This is a genomic window from Mycobacterium sp. NGS33 (genome assembly GCF_059812885.1).
This window is the reverse complement of the sequence record NZ_JCALDN010000019.1, coordinates 16583-30916: the sequence shown is the minus strand read 5'-3', so window position 1 is coordinate 30916 and position 14334 is coordinate 16583. Positions and strand designations below refer to the sequence as shown.

Below are 14334 nucleotides of genomic sequence, written 5' to 3'. Positions count from 1 at the left end.
CGCTGGTCCGAGGCGTCGGTCAGGAAATCGCATTGACCGCGCTCGACAACTTCGCCGTGAACGAGCTGGGCAGCGGGATGGAACCGTACTGGTCCAGTCCGTCCTGGCCCGGCCCGATCGCGGCCTGCATGAACGCCTTCACCGCGGAGCCCGTCGCCGCGTCCGGATATTTCGAGCACACGATTTCGTAGGTCGCCAGCACGATCGGGTAGGCGCCCTGCTGGGTCGGCCTGTAGAACGACGAGGTGTCCAGCACCAGATCGTTGCCCTGCCCCTGGAAGGTGGCCCCGGCGATCGTCTTCTCGACGGAGTCCTTGGTGATGGGCACCGCGTCCGGTCCGGCCGACGTGATGATCGACGCCATGCTCAGCTGCTTGCCGACCGCGAACGACCACTCGTTGTAGGTGATCGACCCGTCGGTGTTCTGCAGCAGCGCCGACGTGCCGTTGTTCCCGCTGGCGCCCTGACCGACGCCGCCGGTGAACGTCTCGCTGGTGCCCTTGCCCCAGGCGCCGTTGGACGCGCCGTCGAGGTACTTCTGGAAGTTGGCGGTGGTACCGGACTTGTCGCTGCGGAAGATGACCGCGATGGGCGTCGAGGGCAGGTTCAGGCTCGGGTTGATGGCCTTGAGCGCCGGGTCGTCCCACTTGGTGATGGCGCCGTTGAAGATCTTCGCGACGGTGGGCCCGTCCAGTTTCAGCCCGTTGACCCCGGCGAGGTGGTAGGTCACCGCGATCGGCCCGAAGACCGTCGGCAGGTCCCAGGCCGGCGAATTGCACCGCGCCGCGGCCCGGTCGTTCTGGCCGGTGGTGGGATCCAGCGGCACATCCGAACCGGCAAGGTCGGTCTGATTGTTGACGAACTGCGTGACACCGGCGCCCGAGCCGTTGGCGTTGTAGTCCAGCGTGTAGCCCGGGCAGGCGCGGACGTAGGCGTAGACGAATTGCTCGATCGCGTTCTGCTGCGCGGTGGAGCCGGCGTCCTTGAGCACCTTTTTGCCGCCGCAGTCCACTGATGCCGGCTTGGCCCCGGAGCCCGACGAGTTCGAGTGGCCGCAGCCCGTCAGCGCCAGGGCGGTCGCGGTCGCCAGGATCAGCGGGGCGCCGTATCGAGCGAACCTCACGCAACTCCTTCGCACGTCGCGGCGGCGAACGCGCAGGCCTCACCGCCGGCTACTGCCCAGGGAACAACAAAAGTTAACCAACCGTGAATATACAAACCCTTGACATTCGATAAGAGGTCACTGTGTGCCCGCTGTTTGCAGCCCTAGCACGTAGCATCGATGGCTGATGAGAAGCCCAGGACACCGAGCGATTCCACGGTCCGTTTTCGGCACGGCCGGCTGACCGGCCGTGTTTGTCTTGCTGATCGTGCTCGGGTGGTTGATCGGCTGGCTATCGCGGCGGGCGCCGCGCGATCAGCTCCCGTTGCCGGGTAGCCGCACGACCTGAACGAAGAACTCGTCGATCTGGCGGACGGCCTTCATGAACTGATCGAGGTCGACGGGTTTGGTGACGTAGGCGTTCGCGTGCAGCTTGTAGCTCTTGAGGATGTCTTCCTCCGCCGAGGAGGTGGTGAGCACGACGACCGGGATGCGAGCCAGGTCGGGGTCGGACTTGATCTTCTCCAGCAGCTGGCGGCCGTCGTATTTGGGCAGATTCAGATCGAGCAGGATGAGGTCGGGCCGCGGCGCGTCGGCGTATTCACCGCGCCGGTAAAGGTAGTTGAGGCCTTCCTCCCCGTCGTGGGCGACGTGCAGCCGGTTCTTGAGCTTGTTGTGCTCGAAGGCTTCTCGCGTGATGAGCTCGTCACCCGGATCGTCCTCGACCAGCAGGATGTCGATGGCTCTGCCTTCGGGTGTCGTCATTGATGCGCTCCTTCCAAAGCGACCGGGTCTGCTTCGTCGTCGACGGATTCGGGCATGGGCAGGGTGAATTCGAATCGGGTCCCGTCGGTGTAGGACGTGTCGATCCGCACGGTGCCGCCGTGGTGCTCGATGATCTTCTTCACCAGCGCCAGGCCAACCCCGGTGCCGGCGTACACATCCCGGCCGTGCAGCCGCTGGAAGATCACGAAGACCTTGTCGGAGAACTCCTCCGGGATGCCGATGCCGTTGTCGGCCACGCTCAGCAACCACTGCCCGTCGTGAGTGCCGGTGCCCGGCGCGCAGTCGATGACGATGCGGGGCCGACGATCCTTGTGCCGGAACTTGATTGCGTTGCCGATCAGGTTCTGCCACAGCATGGTCAGCAGCATCGGATCCCCGACGATCTGCGGCAGCGGCTCGGCCGGGCGCACGATCTCGGCGTCGGATTCCTCGATCGCGACGGCCAGGTTGGCCAGCCCGGCGTCCACCGTCGCGTCGAGCGCCACCTCGGTCTCGGTGGTGCCCAGCCGGCCCACCCGGGAGAAGGTGAGCAGGTCGTTGATCAGCGCCTGCATCCGCTTGGCGCCGTCGACCGCGAAGCCGATGTATTCGATGCCGCGCTCGTCGAGCTGGTCGCCGTAGCGCTTTTCCAGCAGCTGACAGAACGACGCGACCTTGCGCAGCGGCTCCTGCAGGTCGTGGGAGGCGACGTAGGCGAACTGCTCGAGTTCGGTGTTGGACCGGCGCAACTCGGCGGCCTGTTCGTCCAGCTGCGCCTGGGCACCGTGCGACACCTCGAGTTCCTCGACGATGCGCTTGCGCATGTTCTCCACGCTGATCGCCATGTTGCGAATGTCCCTGGGCCGCTTGGGAGCCGAGATGGTTTCGTCGAAGCTGCCCTCGGCGATCCGCCGGCAGGCCGCGGCCAGCGCCGCGATCGGGCGGGTGATCGCGGCGCGGCTGAGCAACCCCAGCGCCAGGGCCGCCCCGATGACGATCAGCACCGTGGTGCCCAGCACCCAGTCGCGCCAGCCGTTGATCTCGTTGAGTTCGTCGCTGGCGGCCGCGGCGGCCACCGTCAGATGGGAGTTCTGGGTCTCGAAAAGCTCACGCAGACGGTCGAATTTCATCTTCCCCACGTCGGCCGTGCGGGGGCTGATGACGCTCGGTGTCTTGGGGGCGACGTTGGCGATAAGCGGCTCGGCGTAGCTGTTCCGCCAGTCGGCGGCGGCGGCCTCGACGGCGCCCAGATCGGCCATCAACTCCGCACGCCCGCCCACCAATTGGCGGATCTCGTCGGCGGCGGCCTGTTCGGCGCGTTGCCCGTCGTAATAGGGAGCCAGGAATTGCCGGTCGGCGGCGATCAGGTAGCCACGCATCCCGGTCTCCTGGTCCCGCAGGGCCGCCTGCAGCCGGGCCGCCGCGACCCGCGCCGGCTGGATCTGGGCGGCCACCTCGTGCGACACCTCGTCGGTGCGGTGCAGCAACGCCGCGCCGACCAGCGCCCCGACGAGGACCGTAGCGCCCATGATCCACAACACGAGCGCCAGCCACCCCCGCACGGTGAGTTCCCTCAACCGAAGCGGACGCGATTCCGTCACGGGGTCGTCCTCTCCAACCGCAGCACGGCGATGTCGTCGGTGAGGCCGCCGCGGGGCTGCGCGAGTTCCTGCGCCCCGTTGATCAGCGCGTCGACGAACGCGGGACCCGGCCGGTCGGCGTGCGTGCGGGCCAGGGCAAGCAGGCCGTCCTCGCCGAGCCGTTGCGTGCCTTCGCCCGAATATCCCTCGTAGAGCCCGTCGGTCAGCAACAGCAGGCCCTCACCCGCGCGCAGCTCCAGCTCTTCTCGCGGCCAGTCACCGGCGAGCAGACCCAGCGCCGGGCCGCCCGGCGGCTCCAACCACTCCACCGTTCCGCCGGCCTGCAGCAGCATCCCGGGATGCCCGGCGCGGACGACGCTCATCCCCGGACTGTCGGGCGAGATCTCCAGGCTGAGCACGGTCGCGAAAATCCCGGTGCCGGTGCGTTCCGAATACAAGACCCGCTCGAGCTGGCGCATCCGTTCGACGCCGTGCACCCCGGCGAAGGTAAGCGCGCGAAACGCGATCCGCAGGGCCGCGCCCAGCGCCGCCTCGTGTGGGCCGTGCCCGGCGACGTCGCCGATCAGCACGTGCACGACCCGGTCGGGCGTCTGGACCACGTCGTAGAAATCCCCGCACAGCAGCGCGTCCTCGCGGCTCGGCCGGTATCGGGCGACGATGTCGATGCCCGGGTTGTCCAGCAGCAGCGGCGACGGCAGCAGTCCGCGTTCCAGCAGCGCGTTCTCCCGGGCCCGCAGCTGCGTCGCGTGCAGATCGGCGGCGATGAGCTCGGCACGCTTGCGCTCGATCGCGTACAGCAGCGCGCGGCGCAGCATCTCCGGCTCGACCCGGCCCTTCACCAGGTAGTCCTGGGCACCGGCGGCGACGGCCGACGCCCCGAAGTACTCGTCGTTCAGCCCGGTCAGCACCACGATCGGAACGGTCGCGTCGAGGGTGGCGATGCGGTTCAACGCGTCGAACCCGCTGGCGTCGGGCAGGTGCAGATCCAGCAGCACGCAGTCGGGCCGCGAGGACGCCAGCTCGCGTTCGGCGTGCTCCATGGACTTCGCCCACACCACCCGGATGTCGGTGGCCGCGTCGGTGATCAGCTCTTCCACCAGCACCGCGTCGGCGCGGTCGTCCTCGACCAACAGCAACGACAACGACTGCCAACTCGCCGTCGGCGTGGCGACAGCGCGCGTCGGTATCAATTCCCGGCCATCTGTGAACGGGCTCGGGTAGTCACTTTCTGCACAGCAGACCCCCTTGCCGCGATACGACCCTTTGCTCCGTGAGGTGGTCGGACGTGAGTCGGTGGCTGTTTACCGACTGTCGGTGTGGACTTCACGCACCGAGTGGAGATCCTAAGCGGTGCGGTTCGGCTTTTCCCAGCAGCATCGCCGGAAGGCGATCAGCGCAGCAGCGCCCGCGACATCACGACGCGCTGAATCTGGTTGGTGCCCTCGTAGATCTGGGTGATCTTGGCGTCGCGCATCATCCGCTCGACGGGGAAGTCCACGGTGTAGCCGGCCCCGCCGAACAGCTGCACCGCGTCGGTGGTGACCTCCATCGCGACGTCGGAGGCCAGGCACTTCGAGGCGGCGGAGATGAAGCCCAGGTGGGATTCGCCACGCTCGGCGCGGGCGGCGGCGTGGTAGACCATCAGCCGCGCGGATTCCACCTTCATGGCCATGTCGGCGAGCATGAACTGCACGCCCTGGTTGTCGCTGACCGGATGGCCGAACTGCTTGCGGTCCTTGGTGTAGGCGATGGCGGCGTCCAGCGCGCCCTGGGCGATGCCGACCGCCTGGGCACCGATGGTGGGCCGGGTGTGGTCCAGCGTCGCCAGCGCGGTCTTGAAGCCGGTACCGGGCTCGCCGATGATCCGGTCGCCCGGGACGCGGCAGTTCTCGAAGTAGAGCTCGGTGGTCGGTGAGCCCTTGATGCCGAGCTTGCGCTCCTTGGGCCCCACCGAGAAGCCCTCGTCGTCGGCGTGCACCATGAACGACGAGATGCCGTTGGCGCCCTTGTCCGGGTCGGTCACGGCCATCACCGTGTACCAGCTCGACTTGCCGCCGTTGGTGATCCAGCACTTGGCGCCGTTGAGGATCCAGTCGTCCCCGTCGGCCTTGGCGCGGGTCCGCATCGAGGCCGCGTCGCTGCCGGCCTCGCGCTCGGACAGCGCGTAGGACGCCATCGCGGTGCCGTCGGCGATCGAGGGCAGCACCTGCTTCTTCAGCTCGTCGGAGCCGCGCAGGATCAGCCCCATGGTGCCCAGCTTGTTGACCGCCGGAATCAGCGACGCCGACGCGTCGACGCGGGCGACTTCCTCGATCACGATGCAGGCCGCCACCGAGTCCGCGCCCTGCCCGCCGTACTCCTCGGGCACGTGTACGGCGTTGAAACCGGACGCGTTCAGCGCCGCCAGCGCCTCCTCGGGGAACCGGGAGTTCTCGTCCACGTCGGCGGCGTGCGGGGCGATCTCCTTCTCCGCCAGCGCGCGGATCGCCGCCCGCAATTCCGTGTGCTCCTCGGGCAATTGGAACAAATCAAAGGTGGGGTTTCCGGCCCATCCAGCCATCTCGGCCTCCTATTGCTACTCGCCGGTAACTTTACCCTGACGCTGCTGGAGCGCCTCATCCTTGGCCCGCACGCTCGCGGCCAGCTGCTCCTGGAACTCCACGATCCGCGCCCGCAGCGCCGGGTCCGAGGAACCGAGGATGCGCACGGCCAGCAGGCCCGCGTTGCGGGCTCCCCCGATGGAGACCGTGGCCACCGGCACACCGGCGGGCATCTGCACGATCGACAGCAGCGAGTCCAGGCCGTCCAGGCGCGCCAGCGGCACCGGGACGCCGATCACCGGCAGCGGCGTCGCGGAGGCGACCATGCCCGGCAGGTGCGCGGCTCCCCCGGCCCCCGCGATGATCACCTCGATGCCGCGCCCGGCCGCGTCGCGCGCGTAGTCGAACATCACCTGCGGGGTGCGGTGCGCGGAGACGACCCGGACCTCGGCCGGCACGTCGAACTCGGCCAGCGCCGCCGCGGCGTCGGCCATCACCGACCAGTCGCTGTCGCTGCCCATGATCACGCCGACCCTCGGCTGCTTACTCATGGTCATTTATGCCGCTTCTCCCGCCATTGTCGATCGCACTGCCCTGTTCATCGTCGCCGGCATGTGGATCCCATCCGTCCGCCCACTGCCCGTGTGACAACCAGTGTGCCGCCAGCTCGGCGCGTTCCCGCAGCTTGGCGACGGTGTCACGATCCGCCGGCCCCGAGCGGACGAAGTTGATGTGGCCGACCTTGCGGCCGGGTCGTTCCTGTTTGCCGTACAGGTGCACGCGGGCGTCGGGCATCCGCGCGAACAGGTGGTGCAGCCGCTCGTCGACGCTCATCCGGGGGATCTCGGGGGCGCCCAGCACGTTGGCCATCACCGTCACCGCCGCCAGGGCGTCGGTGTCGCCCAGCGGGTAGTCCAGCACCGCGCGCAGATGCTGCTCGAACTGGCTGGTGCGCGAGCCGTCCATGGTCCAGTGCCCGGAGTTGTGCGGCCGCATCGCCAGCTCGTTGACCAGCAGGTCGCCGTCCACCGTCTCGAAGAGCTCGACGGCGAGCACCCCGACCACGCCCAGCTCGGCCGCCAGCCGCAGCGCCAGCTGTTGCGCGGCGGCGGCCCGTTCGCCGGACAGCTCCGGCGCGGGAGCGATCACCTGCACGCAGATCCCGTCCCGCTGCACGGTCTCGACGACCGGCCACGCGGCACCCTGGCCGAACGGCGACCGGGCCACCAGGGCGGAGAGTTCGCGGCGCAGGTTCACCTGCTCCTCGGCCATCACCGGCACCCCATCGGCCAGGAACGCGGTCGCGATCTCGCGGGCGTGCAGCGGGTCGCGCGCCATCCGCACCCCGCGCCCGTCGTAGCCGCCGCGGACCGCCTTGACGACCACCGGGCCGGCGATGCGCCGCGCGAAGGCGTCGAGTTCGTCGACGCTGCCGATCTCGGCGTAGCGGGGCACCGGGACGCCCAGGGCCTCCAGCCGGCGGCGCATGACGAGCTTGTCCTGCGCGTGCACCAGGGCCTGCGGCGGCGGGGCCACATTGACGCCCTCGGCGACCAGCTTGTCCAGCAGTTCGTTCGGCACGTGCTCGTGGTCGAACGTCAGCACGTCGGCACCCGCCGCCACCCGGCGCAGGTCGTCGATGTCGGTGTGCGATCCGAGGACGACGTCGGGCGCGACCAGCGCGGCCGGCTCGTCGGCGGCGGTGGCCAGCACCCGCAGCGTCTGCCCCAGGGCGATCGCCGCTTGGTGGGTCATTCGGGCAAGCTGGCCGCCGCCGACCATCGCGACGACGGGGACCGCGCGGGGGGCGGTCCGGGACGCTGCGGAGGGGGCGGCGCCCGGCGGGCGTGTACTCGGCACGGCCATCATGGTGTCACGGCGAAACTCCCCGGCGCTAAAGGCGTGTTGACCGGCGCCGACACCGAATTGTTACGTACAATTTTGCGTCGAATTTGTGTCCGTCCGTACACTGACGTGTTGTGTCCTTCGCCGAAGTCACGATTTCGCGTCTGCCTAGGGTTATGCAGCCCTATTTGCTACGCCACCACGAACTGATCAAATTCGCCATCGTCGGCGGAACCACATTCGTCATCGACTCGGCGATTTTCTACACGCTGAAGCTGACAATTCTCGAGTCCAAACCGGTGACGGCAAAGGTGATCGCCGGGATTGTCGCGGTGATCGCGTCCTATGTGCTGAACCGGGAATGGAGCTTCCGCAATCGCGGCGGGCGCGAGCGCCACCACGAGGCGCTGCTGTTCTTCGCGTTCAGCGGCGTGGGGGTGCTGCTGTCCATGGCGCCGCTGTGGTTCTCCAGCTACGTGCTGCAGCTGCGCGAGCCCACGGTGTCGCTGGCCGTCGAAAACGTCGCCGACTTCATCTCGGCCTACATCATCGGCAACCTGCTGCAGATGGCGTTCCGGTTCTGGGCGTTTCGGCGCTGGGTGTTTCCCGACCAGTTCGCCCGCGACCCGGAGAAGGCGCTGGAGTCCGCCCTTACCGCCGGCGGCATCGCCGAGGTCTTCGAGGACGAGATCGAAAACGACAACGTCACCCTGCTGCGCGCCTGGCGCAACCGGGCCGGCCGGCTGGGTCAGCTGGGCGATTCCTCCGAGCCCAGGGTGTCGAAGACTTCGTGATACAGCAGCGCGTGCACCTCGCGCAGCCGCGGAATGTCGTAGAACTCCAACGGATCTTGTGACGCCGATTCGATGATCAGCGTCCCGGTGCGGAACATCCGCTCGGTGATGCGGTCGCGGAATTCCACGCTGTTGATCCGGGCCAGCGGGATGTCGATTCCGGTGCGGGTGAGCACCCCGTGCCGAAACATCACCCGGCGGTTGGTCACCACGAAGTGGGTGGTCAGCCAGCTCAGAAACGGCCACAGCGTCAGCCAGCCGACGATCACCAGCCAGACGCCCCAGATGACGCCGTAGATGATGTTCTTGGCGAGCTGCTCCCAGTGCGTCGAGTTGAGGTAGCCGGAGCCGAACGCGGCCAGGCCGGTCACTCCGATCAGCACCAGCACCGGCCAGATCAGCCGCTTCCAGTGCGGGTGGCGGTGCACGATGACGTGTTCGCCGGCGGCCAAGACGTTATCCGGGTAGCCCATGACGCCGACATTAGCTGTGCGCCGCGCTTGCGATCGCCACTAGCGCAAGCCACTAGCGCAAGCCACTAGCGCAAATGGTGGCGACCCGCTGCGCCCGGCTTCACCGCGCTTGCGATCGCCACTAGCGCAAATGCACCACGTCACCGGCCGCGACGACGACGGTCTGCCCGCCGCTTTCCAGGCACAGCCTGCCCTGGTCGTCGATCGCGGTGGCGGTCCCGTCGACCTGTTTGCCGCCGGGCAGGTGCGCGCGCACCCGGTTGCCGATGGTCAGGCTGCGGGCCCGGTAGTCGGCGGCCAGGGCCCAGTCGGCCCCCCGCGCGGCGCGCCAGCCCACGATCCGGCGCCCCAGCTCGCGCAGCAGGGCCGACACCAGCTGGGTACGGTCGGGCGCGGCGACGCCCAGGTCCAGCAGCGACGTCGCGCCGGGGCCGTCGATCTCCTCGGCGGATTGAGTCACGTTGAGCCCCAAGCCGATTACCACGACGGGCTTCGCCACCTCGGCCAGGATCCCGGCCAGCTTGCCCGGTGAATCCGGCGGCCCGGCCAGCACGTCGTTGGGCCACTTGAGACCCGCCTGGGCCCCGGTGCCCGCCAGCAGTGGCGTCACGGTGTCGACCACCGCCACCCCGGTGGCCAGCGGCAGCCAGCCCCATCCGGTGGTGGGGACGTCGACCACGCTGACCCCCACCGACATGGTGATCTGGGCCCGCGGCGTGGCCGACCAGCCGCGGCCGTGCCGGCCGCGCCCGGCGGTCTGGTGCTCGGCGATCAGCACGGCGCCGGCGACGTCGTCGCCCGCCGCCGCGCGGGCCAGCAGGTCGGCGTTGGTGGAGCCGGTCTGCTCGACGACCTCGAGCTTGCGCCAACCCAGCCCGGTGCCGATCAACTCGGCGCGCAAGGCGCCCTCGTCCAGCGGTGCTCGAAGCCGATCTCGTTCCGTCACCGCACCCAGCCTAGAACTCAGGGCTGACGGTCGCGCATGTCCAGCACGGCCAAATGGCTGAACAGCATGCTGGTTCCGATCGGGTTGCCGCCGCCGGGATACGCCGTGCCGCTGGGCGCGGCCATGGTGTTTCCCGCCGCGTACAGCCCGGGGATCGGGTGACCGGCGCGGTCGAGCACCCGCGCCGCGGTGTCGGTGCGCAGACCCCCCTTGGTGCCCAGATCGGAGAGGCCGAACGCGGCGGCGTGATACGGCGGGAAGTCGATGGGCACCAGCGGAGAGGCGCCCGCCGAGAAGGCGCGGTCGAAGGCCTCGTCGCCGCGGCCGAAGTCCTCGTCGACGCCGGCGGCGGCGAAGGCGTTGAACCGCGCGACCGTCGCCGCCAGCCGCTCACCCGGCACGCCGATTTTCGCGGCGAGTTCCTCGAGGGTGTCCGCGGTGTGCCACAGGCCCGCGGCGACGTATTTTTCGGTCTCGACGATGGCGACGTTGGCCGCCTTGACCGGCGGCACCTCGCCCTCCTTGTCGTCGTAGATCATCCAGTACGGCAACGTCATTGACCCGTCGGCCACCTGCGCGATGATCTCGCGGCCGGCGCGGTCGTAGGCCCGGGACTCGTTGACGAAGCGGTTGCCGTCCTGGTTGACGAAGATGCCGCCGGTGAACCACAGCGCGAACGCGGACCGGCCGTCGGGATGCGTCATGCCCGGCGACCACCAGGCCTGGTCCAGCAGGTCGGTGTCGGCGCCCGCGGCGATGCCGGCCTGCAGCGCCAGGCCGCGACTTCCGGGGCCCCCCATGGTGTCTCGCGACGTTCCCGGCACTCCGTACCGGCGACGCAGCTCCTCGTTGGCCTCGAAGCCGCCGGCGGCCAGCAGCACGCCCCGGCGGGCGCGGATGGCGCGGCGCTCGCCGCCGGTCTCGACGATGGCGCCCGTGACGCGGCCGTCGGTCACCACCAGCTCCACCAGCGCGGCGTCGCGGCGCAGCGACGCGCTCGGGTATTGCCCGATGGCCTTGAGGAACCGCGCGATCAGGGCGCGGCCCCCGAGGTAGTAGTCCGACGGGGGTTCGGCGCCGAGCCGGTCGGTGTCCAGCGGCCCGCGGATCGCCTCGCGGAATTCCGGGGCGGCGGCCACCGCCAGCGGCTTGGCCGCGATATGGCGCTGACCGTCCAGGCGCGCCTTGGGCGCCTTGCCGTAGTAGTCGGGCCAGGGCAACGGCACGAACTTCAGGTTCGGGTCGGCTTCCAGGTATTCGATCAGCGGCGCGCCGCCGCGGACGAAGGTTTCCTGCAGGTCGCGCGCCGTGCGGTCACCGACCACGGCGCGGTAATAGGTCAGCGCGTCCTCGATGGTGTCGTCGGTTCCGGCGCGCAGCAGCACCGGATTGCACGGGAACCAGACGCCGCCGCCGCCGGAGTAGGCGGTGGTGCCACCGAATTTCGACGTCGCCTCGACGAGCAGCACGTCGAGGCCCTCGCGCGCCGCGGTGTAGGCACCGGTCATGCCGCCGCCGCCCGAGCCGGCAACCAGTACGTCGCATTCCTGCGCCCAGTCGACCATCGCCACTCCTGCGCTGCCGTGATTAGGTTCTCAAAACCGCCGGTGCCACCCGATTGTCCGACGACGATACCGAGCGACATCGGCGACGCGACGATTACTTAAGGGCTGCTTAAGGGAGACCGGTGGGGCTGCCGATACCATCGCACCCATGACGAGCGTTACCGACCACACTGCGGAACCCGCTGCCGAGCACACCATCGACATCCACACCACCGCGGGCAAGCTGGCCGAGCTGCACAAGCGCCGGGAAGAGTCGCTGCACCCGGTGGGCGAAGAGGCTGTCGAGAAGGTGCACGCCAAGGGCAAGCTGACCGCCCGCGAGCGCATTCTCGCCCTGCTCGACGAGGACTCGTTCGTCGAGCTCGACGCCCTGGCCCGGCACCGCAGCAAGAACTTCGGCCTGGAGAACAACCGCCCGCTGGGCGACGGTGTGATCACCGGCTACGGCACCATCGACGGCCGCGACGTGTGCATCTTCAGCCAGGACGCCACGGTGTTCGGCGGCAGCCTCGGCGAGGTGTACGGCGAGAAGATCGTCAAGGTCCAGGAGCTGGCGATCAAGACCGGCCGTCCCTTGATCGGCATCAACGACGGCGCCGGCGCGCGGATCCAGGAGGGCGTCGTCTCGCTGGGCCTGTACAGCAAGATCTTCCGCAACAACATCCTGGCCTCCGGCGTCATCCCGCAGATCTCGCTGATCATGGGCGCCGCCGCGGGCGGGCACGTCTACTCCCCCGCCCTGACCGACTTCGTGGTGATGGTCGACCAGACCAGCCAGATGTTCATCACCGGGCCCGACGTCATCAAGACCGTCACGGGTGAGGACGTCACCATGGAGGAGCTGGGCGGCGCCCACACCCACATGGCCAAGTCGGGCACCCTGCACTACGTGGCCTCCGGCGAGCAGGACGCCTTCGACTGGGTGCGCGACCTGCTGAGCTACCTGCCGCCCAACAACGCCACCGACGCGCCGCGCTACGCCGAGCCGCATCCCCCCGGCGCCATCGAGGACAACCTCACCGAGGAGGACCTCGAGCTGGACACGCTGATCCCGGACTCGCCCAACCAGCCCTACGACATGCACGAGGTGATCACCCGAATCCTCGACGACGACGAGTTCCTGGAGGTCCAGGGCGGCTACGCGCAGAACATCGTCGTCGGGTTCGGCCGCATCGAGGGCCGCCCGGTCGGGATCGTGGCCAATCAGCCCACCCAGTTCGCCGGCTGCCTGGACATCAACGCCTCGGAGAAGGCGGCCCGGTTCGTGCGGACCTGCGACTGCTTCAACATCCCGATCATCATGCTGGTGGACGTCCCGGGCTTCCTGCCGGGCACCGGCCAGGAGTACAACGGCATCATCCGCCGCGGCGCCAAGCTGCTGTTCGCCTACGGCGAGGCCACGGTCCCCAAGATCACGGTGATCACCCGCAAGGCCTACGGCGGCGCGTACTGCGTGATGGGCTCCAAGGACATGGGCTGCGACGTCAACCTGGCGTGGCCGTCGGCGCAGATCGCCGTGATGGGAGCGTCGGGCGCCGTCGGGTTCGTCTACCGCAAGCAGCTGAGCGAGGCGGCCAAGGAGGGCCGCGACGTCGACGCGCTGCGCCTGGAATTGCAGCAGGAGTATGAGGACACGCTGGTCAACCCCTACGTCGCCGCCGAGCGGGGCTACGTCGACGCGGTGATCCCGCCGTCGCACACCCGCGGCTACATCGGCACCGCGCTGCGCCTGCTGGAACGCAAGATCTCCCACCTGCCCCCCAAGAAGCACGGGAACATCCCGCTATGACCGAGACGAACGGTTCGGGCCCTGTGGCCGACGAAAACGGTTCTGCGCCAACCGAAGACGCGGCGCACACGCACGAGCCGCACATCCAGATCCTGCGGGGCGAGCCCACCGCCGAGGAGCTGGCCGCCCTGGTCGCGGTGCTCGGTTGCGCCGGCGGCGCCCCGGAGCCCGAACAGCCCGAGCGGACCCGCTGGGGCCTGCCGGTGGACCGGCTGCGGTTCGCGATGACCAACTATCAGCGGCTCACGTTCCAGCAGATGACCCACATGCGGCATTGACCCGCCTGGTGCTGGCGTCGGCGTCGACCGGCCGCCTCAAGGTGCTGCGCCAGGCCGGCGTCGATCCGCTGGTGGTGGTCTCCGGCGTCGACGAGGACGCCGTCGCCGCCGCGCTGGGCCCGGACGCGTCGGCGGACGAGGTGGTGTGCGCCCTGGCCGAGGCCAAGGCCGACCAGGTGGCCGGCACACTGGACGGTGACGTCGCGGCCAATTGCGTTGTCATCGGCTGTGATTCGATGCTGTCGATCGACGGCCGGCTGTGCGGCAAGCCCGGTACGGTCGAGGCCGCCGCGGGCCAGTGGCGCCTGATGGCCGGCCGCTCCGGCGAGTTGCACACCGGGCACTGCCTGCTGCGGCTGCGCGACGGGGACATCACCCACCGTGAAGTCGAATCACGTTGCACCACAGTGCATTTCGCCAGTCCATCGGCAGCGGATCTGGACGCCTACGTGGCCCACGGGGAACCGCGGCACGTGGCGGGCGGCTTCACCCTGGACGGCCTGGGCGGCTGGTTCGTCGACGGCATCGACGGCGACCCGTCGAACGTGATCGGCGTCAGCCTGCCGCTGCTGCGGTCGATGCTGGAGCGGGTCGGGCTGTCGGTATCCGCGCTGTGGGCCGCCGACTGACCCTGGC

14 protein-coding genes are annotated in these 14334 nt (G+C 69.1%); 4 read left to right on the top strand and 10 right to left on the bottom strand.

Going from position 1 to position 14334, the window contains the following annotated elements; translation table 11 throughout:
• Window positions 1-19 precede the first annotated feature (19 nt).
• From pstS to AC5Y5B_RS21600, 7 genes are all read right to left on the bottom strand, one after another.
• Window positions 20-1123, bottom strand: a complete 1104-nt coding sequence (gene pstS, locus AC5Y5B_RS21630; RefSeq protein ID WP_500006391.1) for a phosphate ABC transporter substrate-binding protein PstS — start codon at window positions 1121-1123, stop codon at window positions 20-22.
• A 294-nt stretch (window positions 1124-1417) separates the two neighbouring features.
• On the bottom strand, window positions 1418-1867 hold the full coding sequence (locus AC5Y5B_RS21625) for a response regulator (RefSeq protein ID WP_066868516.1): 450 nt from the start codon (window positions 1865-1867) through the stop codon (window positions 1418-1420).
• Window positions 1864-3468, bottom strand: a complete 1605-nt coding sequence (locus tag AC5Y5B_RS21620) for a sensor histidine kinase (RefSeq protein ID WP_500006390.1) — start codon at window positions 3466-3468, stop codon at window positions 1864-1866. The genes AC5Y5B_RS21625 and AC5Y5B_RS21620 overlap by 4 nt, the downstream gene beginning before the upstream one ends.
• Window positions 3465-4610: a PP2C family protein-serine/threonine phosphatase gene (locus AC5Y5B_RS21615; protein WP_500006389.1), complete on the bottom strand. Its 1146-nt coding sequence runs from the start codon at window positions 4608-4610 to the stop codon at window positions 3465-3467. The genes AC5Y5B_RS21620 and AC5Y5B_RS21615 overlap by 4 nt, the downstream gene beginning before the upstream one ends.
• Before the next feature lie 248 nt (window positions 4611-4858).
• Window positions 4859-6028, bottom strand: coding sequence for an acyl-CoA dehydrogenase (locus AC5Y5B_RS21610; RefSeq protein WP_112634114.1), 1170 nt, complete (start codon window positions 6026-6028; stop codon window positions 4859-4861).
• Between the two features lie 15 nt (window positions 6029-6043).
• On the bottom strand, window positions 6044-6565 hold the full coding sequence (gene purE, locus AC5Y5B_RS21605) for a 5-(carboxyamino)imidazole ribonucleotide mutase (protein WP_112634113.1): 522 nt from the start codon (window positions 6563-6565) through the stop codon (window positions 6044-6046).
• Window positions 6552-7877: a 5-(carboxyamino)imidazole ribonucleotide synthase gene (locus tag AC5Y5B_RS21600; RefSeq protein WP_500006388.1), complete on the bottom strand. Its 1326-nt coding sequence runs from the start codon at window positions 7875-7877 to the stop codon at window positions 6552-6554. Before AC5Y5B_RS21600 ends, purE begins: the two co-directional genes overlap by 14 nt.
• Before the next feature lie 110 nt (window positions 7878-7987).
• On the opposite strand from AC5Y5B_RS21600, the gene AC5Y5B_RS21595 reads away from it, so the two are divergent.
• On the top strand, window positions 7988-8647 hold the full coding sequence (locus AC5Y5B_RS21595) for a GtrA family protein (protein WP_112634111.1): 660 nt from the start codon (window positions 7988-7990) through the stop codon (window positions 8645-8647).
• Here the strand turns inward: AC5Y5B_RS21595 and AC5Y5B_RS21590 are convergent.
• The 3 genes from AC5Y5B_RS21590 to AC5Y5B_RS21580 all read right to left on the bottom strand — a co-directional run bounded on the left by AC5Y5B_RS21590 (window position 8602) and on the right by AC5Y5B_RS21580 (window position 11631).
• On the bottom strand, window positions 8602-9120 hold the full coding sequence (locus tag AC5Y5B_RS21590; RefSeq protein ID WP_112634110.1) for a PH domain-containing protein: 519 nt from the start codon (window positions 9118-9120) through the stop codon (window positions 8602-8604). The genes AC5Y5B_RS21595 and AC5Y5B_RS21590 overlap by 46 nt on opposite strands.
• A 121-nt stretch (window positions 9121-9241) precedes the next feature.
• Window positions 9242-10066: a biotin--[acetyl-CoA-carboxylase] ligase gene (locus tag AC5Y5B_RS21585; protein ID WP_112634109.1), complete on the bottom strand. Its 825-nt coding sequence runs from the start codon at window positions 10064-10066 to the stop codon at window positions 9242-9244.
• A gap of 17 nt (window positions 10067-10083) precedes the next feature.
• A complete protein-coding gene (locus AC5Y5B_RS21580; protein WP_500006387.1) occupies window positions 10084-11631 on the bottom strand; it encodes an FAD-binding protein in 1548 nt (515 codons plus the stop codon).
• A gap of 148 nt (window positions 11632-11779) precedes the next feature.
• Here AC5Y5B_RS21580 and AC5Y5B_RS21575 point away from each other — a divergent pair, with 148 nt between their 5' ends.
• From AC5Y5B_RS21575 to AC5Y5B_RS21565, 3 genes are read left to right on the top strand one after another with little or no spacing between them, the layout of a single operon-like run.
• Window positions 11780-13420 (top strand): acyl-CoA carboxylase subunit beta, encoded by a 1641-nt coding sequence (locus AC5Y5B_RS21575; RefSeq protein WP_112634108.1) that lies wholly within the window; start codon window positions 11780-11782, stop codon window positions 13418-13420.
• Window positions 13417-13698, top strand: a complete 282-nt coding sequence (locus AC5Y5B_RS21570; RefSeq protein ID WP_112634107.1) for an acyl-CoA carboxylase subunit epsilon — start codon at window positions 13417-13419, stop codon at window positions 13696-13698. The genes AC5Y5B_RS21575 and AC5Y5B_RS21570 overlap by 4 nt, the downstream gene beginning before the upstream one ends.
• Window positions 13695-14327: a Maf family protein gene (locus tag AC5Y5B_RS21565; RefSeq protein WP_500006385.1), complete on the top strand. Its 633-nt coding sequence runs from the start codon at window positions 13695-13697 to the stop codon at window positions 14325-14327. Before AC5Y5B_RS21570 ends, AC5Y5B_RS21565 begins: the two co-directional genes overlap by 4 nt.
• Window positions 14328-14334 lie beyond the last annotated feature (7 nt).

Excerpts from the sequence above, each read along its gene's own strand:
- AC5Y5B_RS21625 (WP_066868516.1), bottom strand. The coding sequence starts at position 1,867 with ATGACGACACCCGAAGGCAGAGCCATCGACATCCTGCTGGTCGAGGAC.
- AC5Y5B_RS21610 (WP_112634114.1), bottom strand. The coding sequence starts at position 6,028 with ATGGCTGGATGGGCCGGAAACCCCACCTTTGATTTGTTCCAATTGCCC.
- purE (WP_112634113.1), bottom strand. The coding sequence starts at position 6,565 with ATGACCATGAGTAAGCAGCCGAGGGTCGGCGTGATCATGGGCAGCGAC.
- AC5Y5B_RS21600 (WP_500006388.1), bottom strand. The coding sequence starts at position 7,877 with ATGATGGCCGTGCCGAGTACACGCCCGCCGGGCGCCGCCCCCTCCGCA.
- AC5Y5B_RS21590 (WP_112634110.1), bottom strand. The coding sequence starts at position 9,120 with ATGGGCTACCCGGATAACGTCTTGGCCGCCGGCGAACACGTCATCGTG.
- AC5Y5B_RS21580 (WP_500006387.1), bottom strand. The coding sequence starts at position 11,631 with ATGGTCGACTGGGCGCAGGAATGCGACGTACTGGTTGCCGGCTCGGGC.
- AC5Y5B_RS21575 (WP_112634108.1), top strand. The coding sequence starts at position 11,780 with ATGACGAGCGTTACCGACCACACTGCGGAACCCGCTGCCGAGCACACC.
- AC5Y5B_RS21570 (WP_112634107.1), top strand. The coding sequence starts at position 13,417 with ATGACCGAGACGAACGGTTCGGGCCCTGTGGCCGACGAAAACGGTTCT.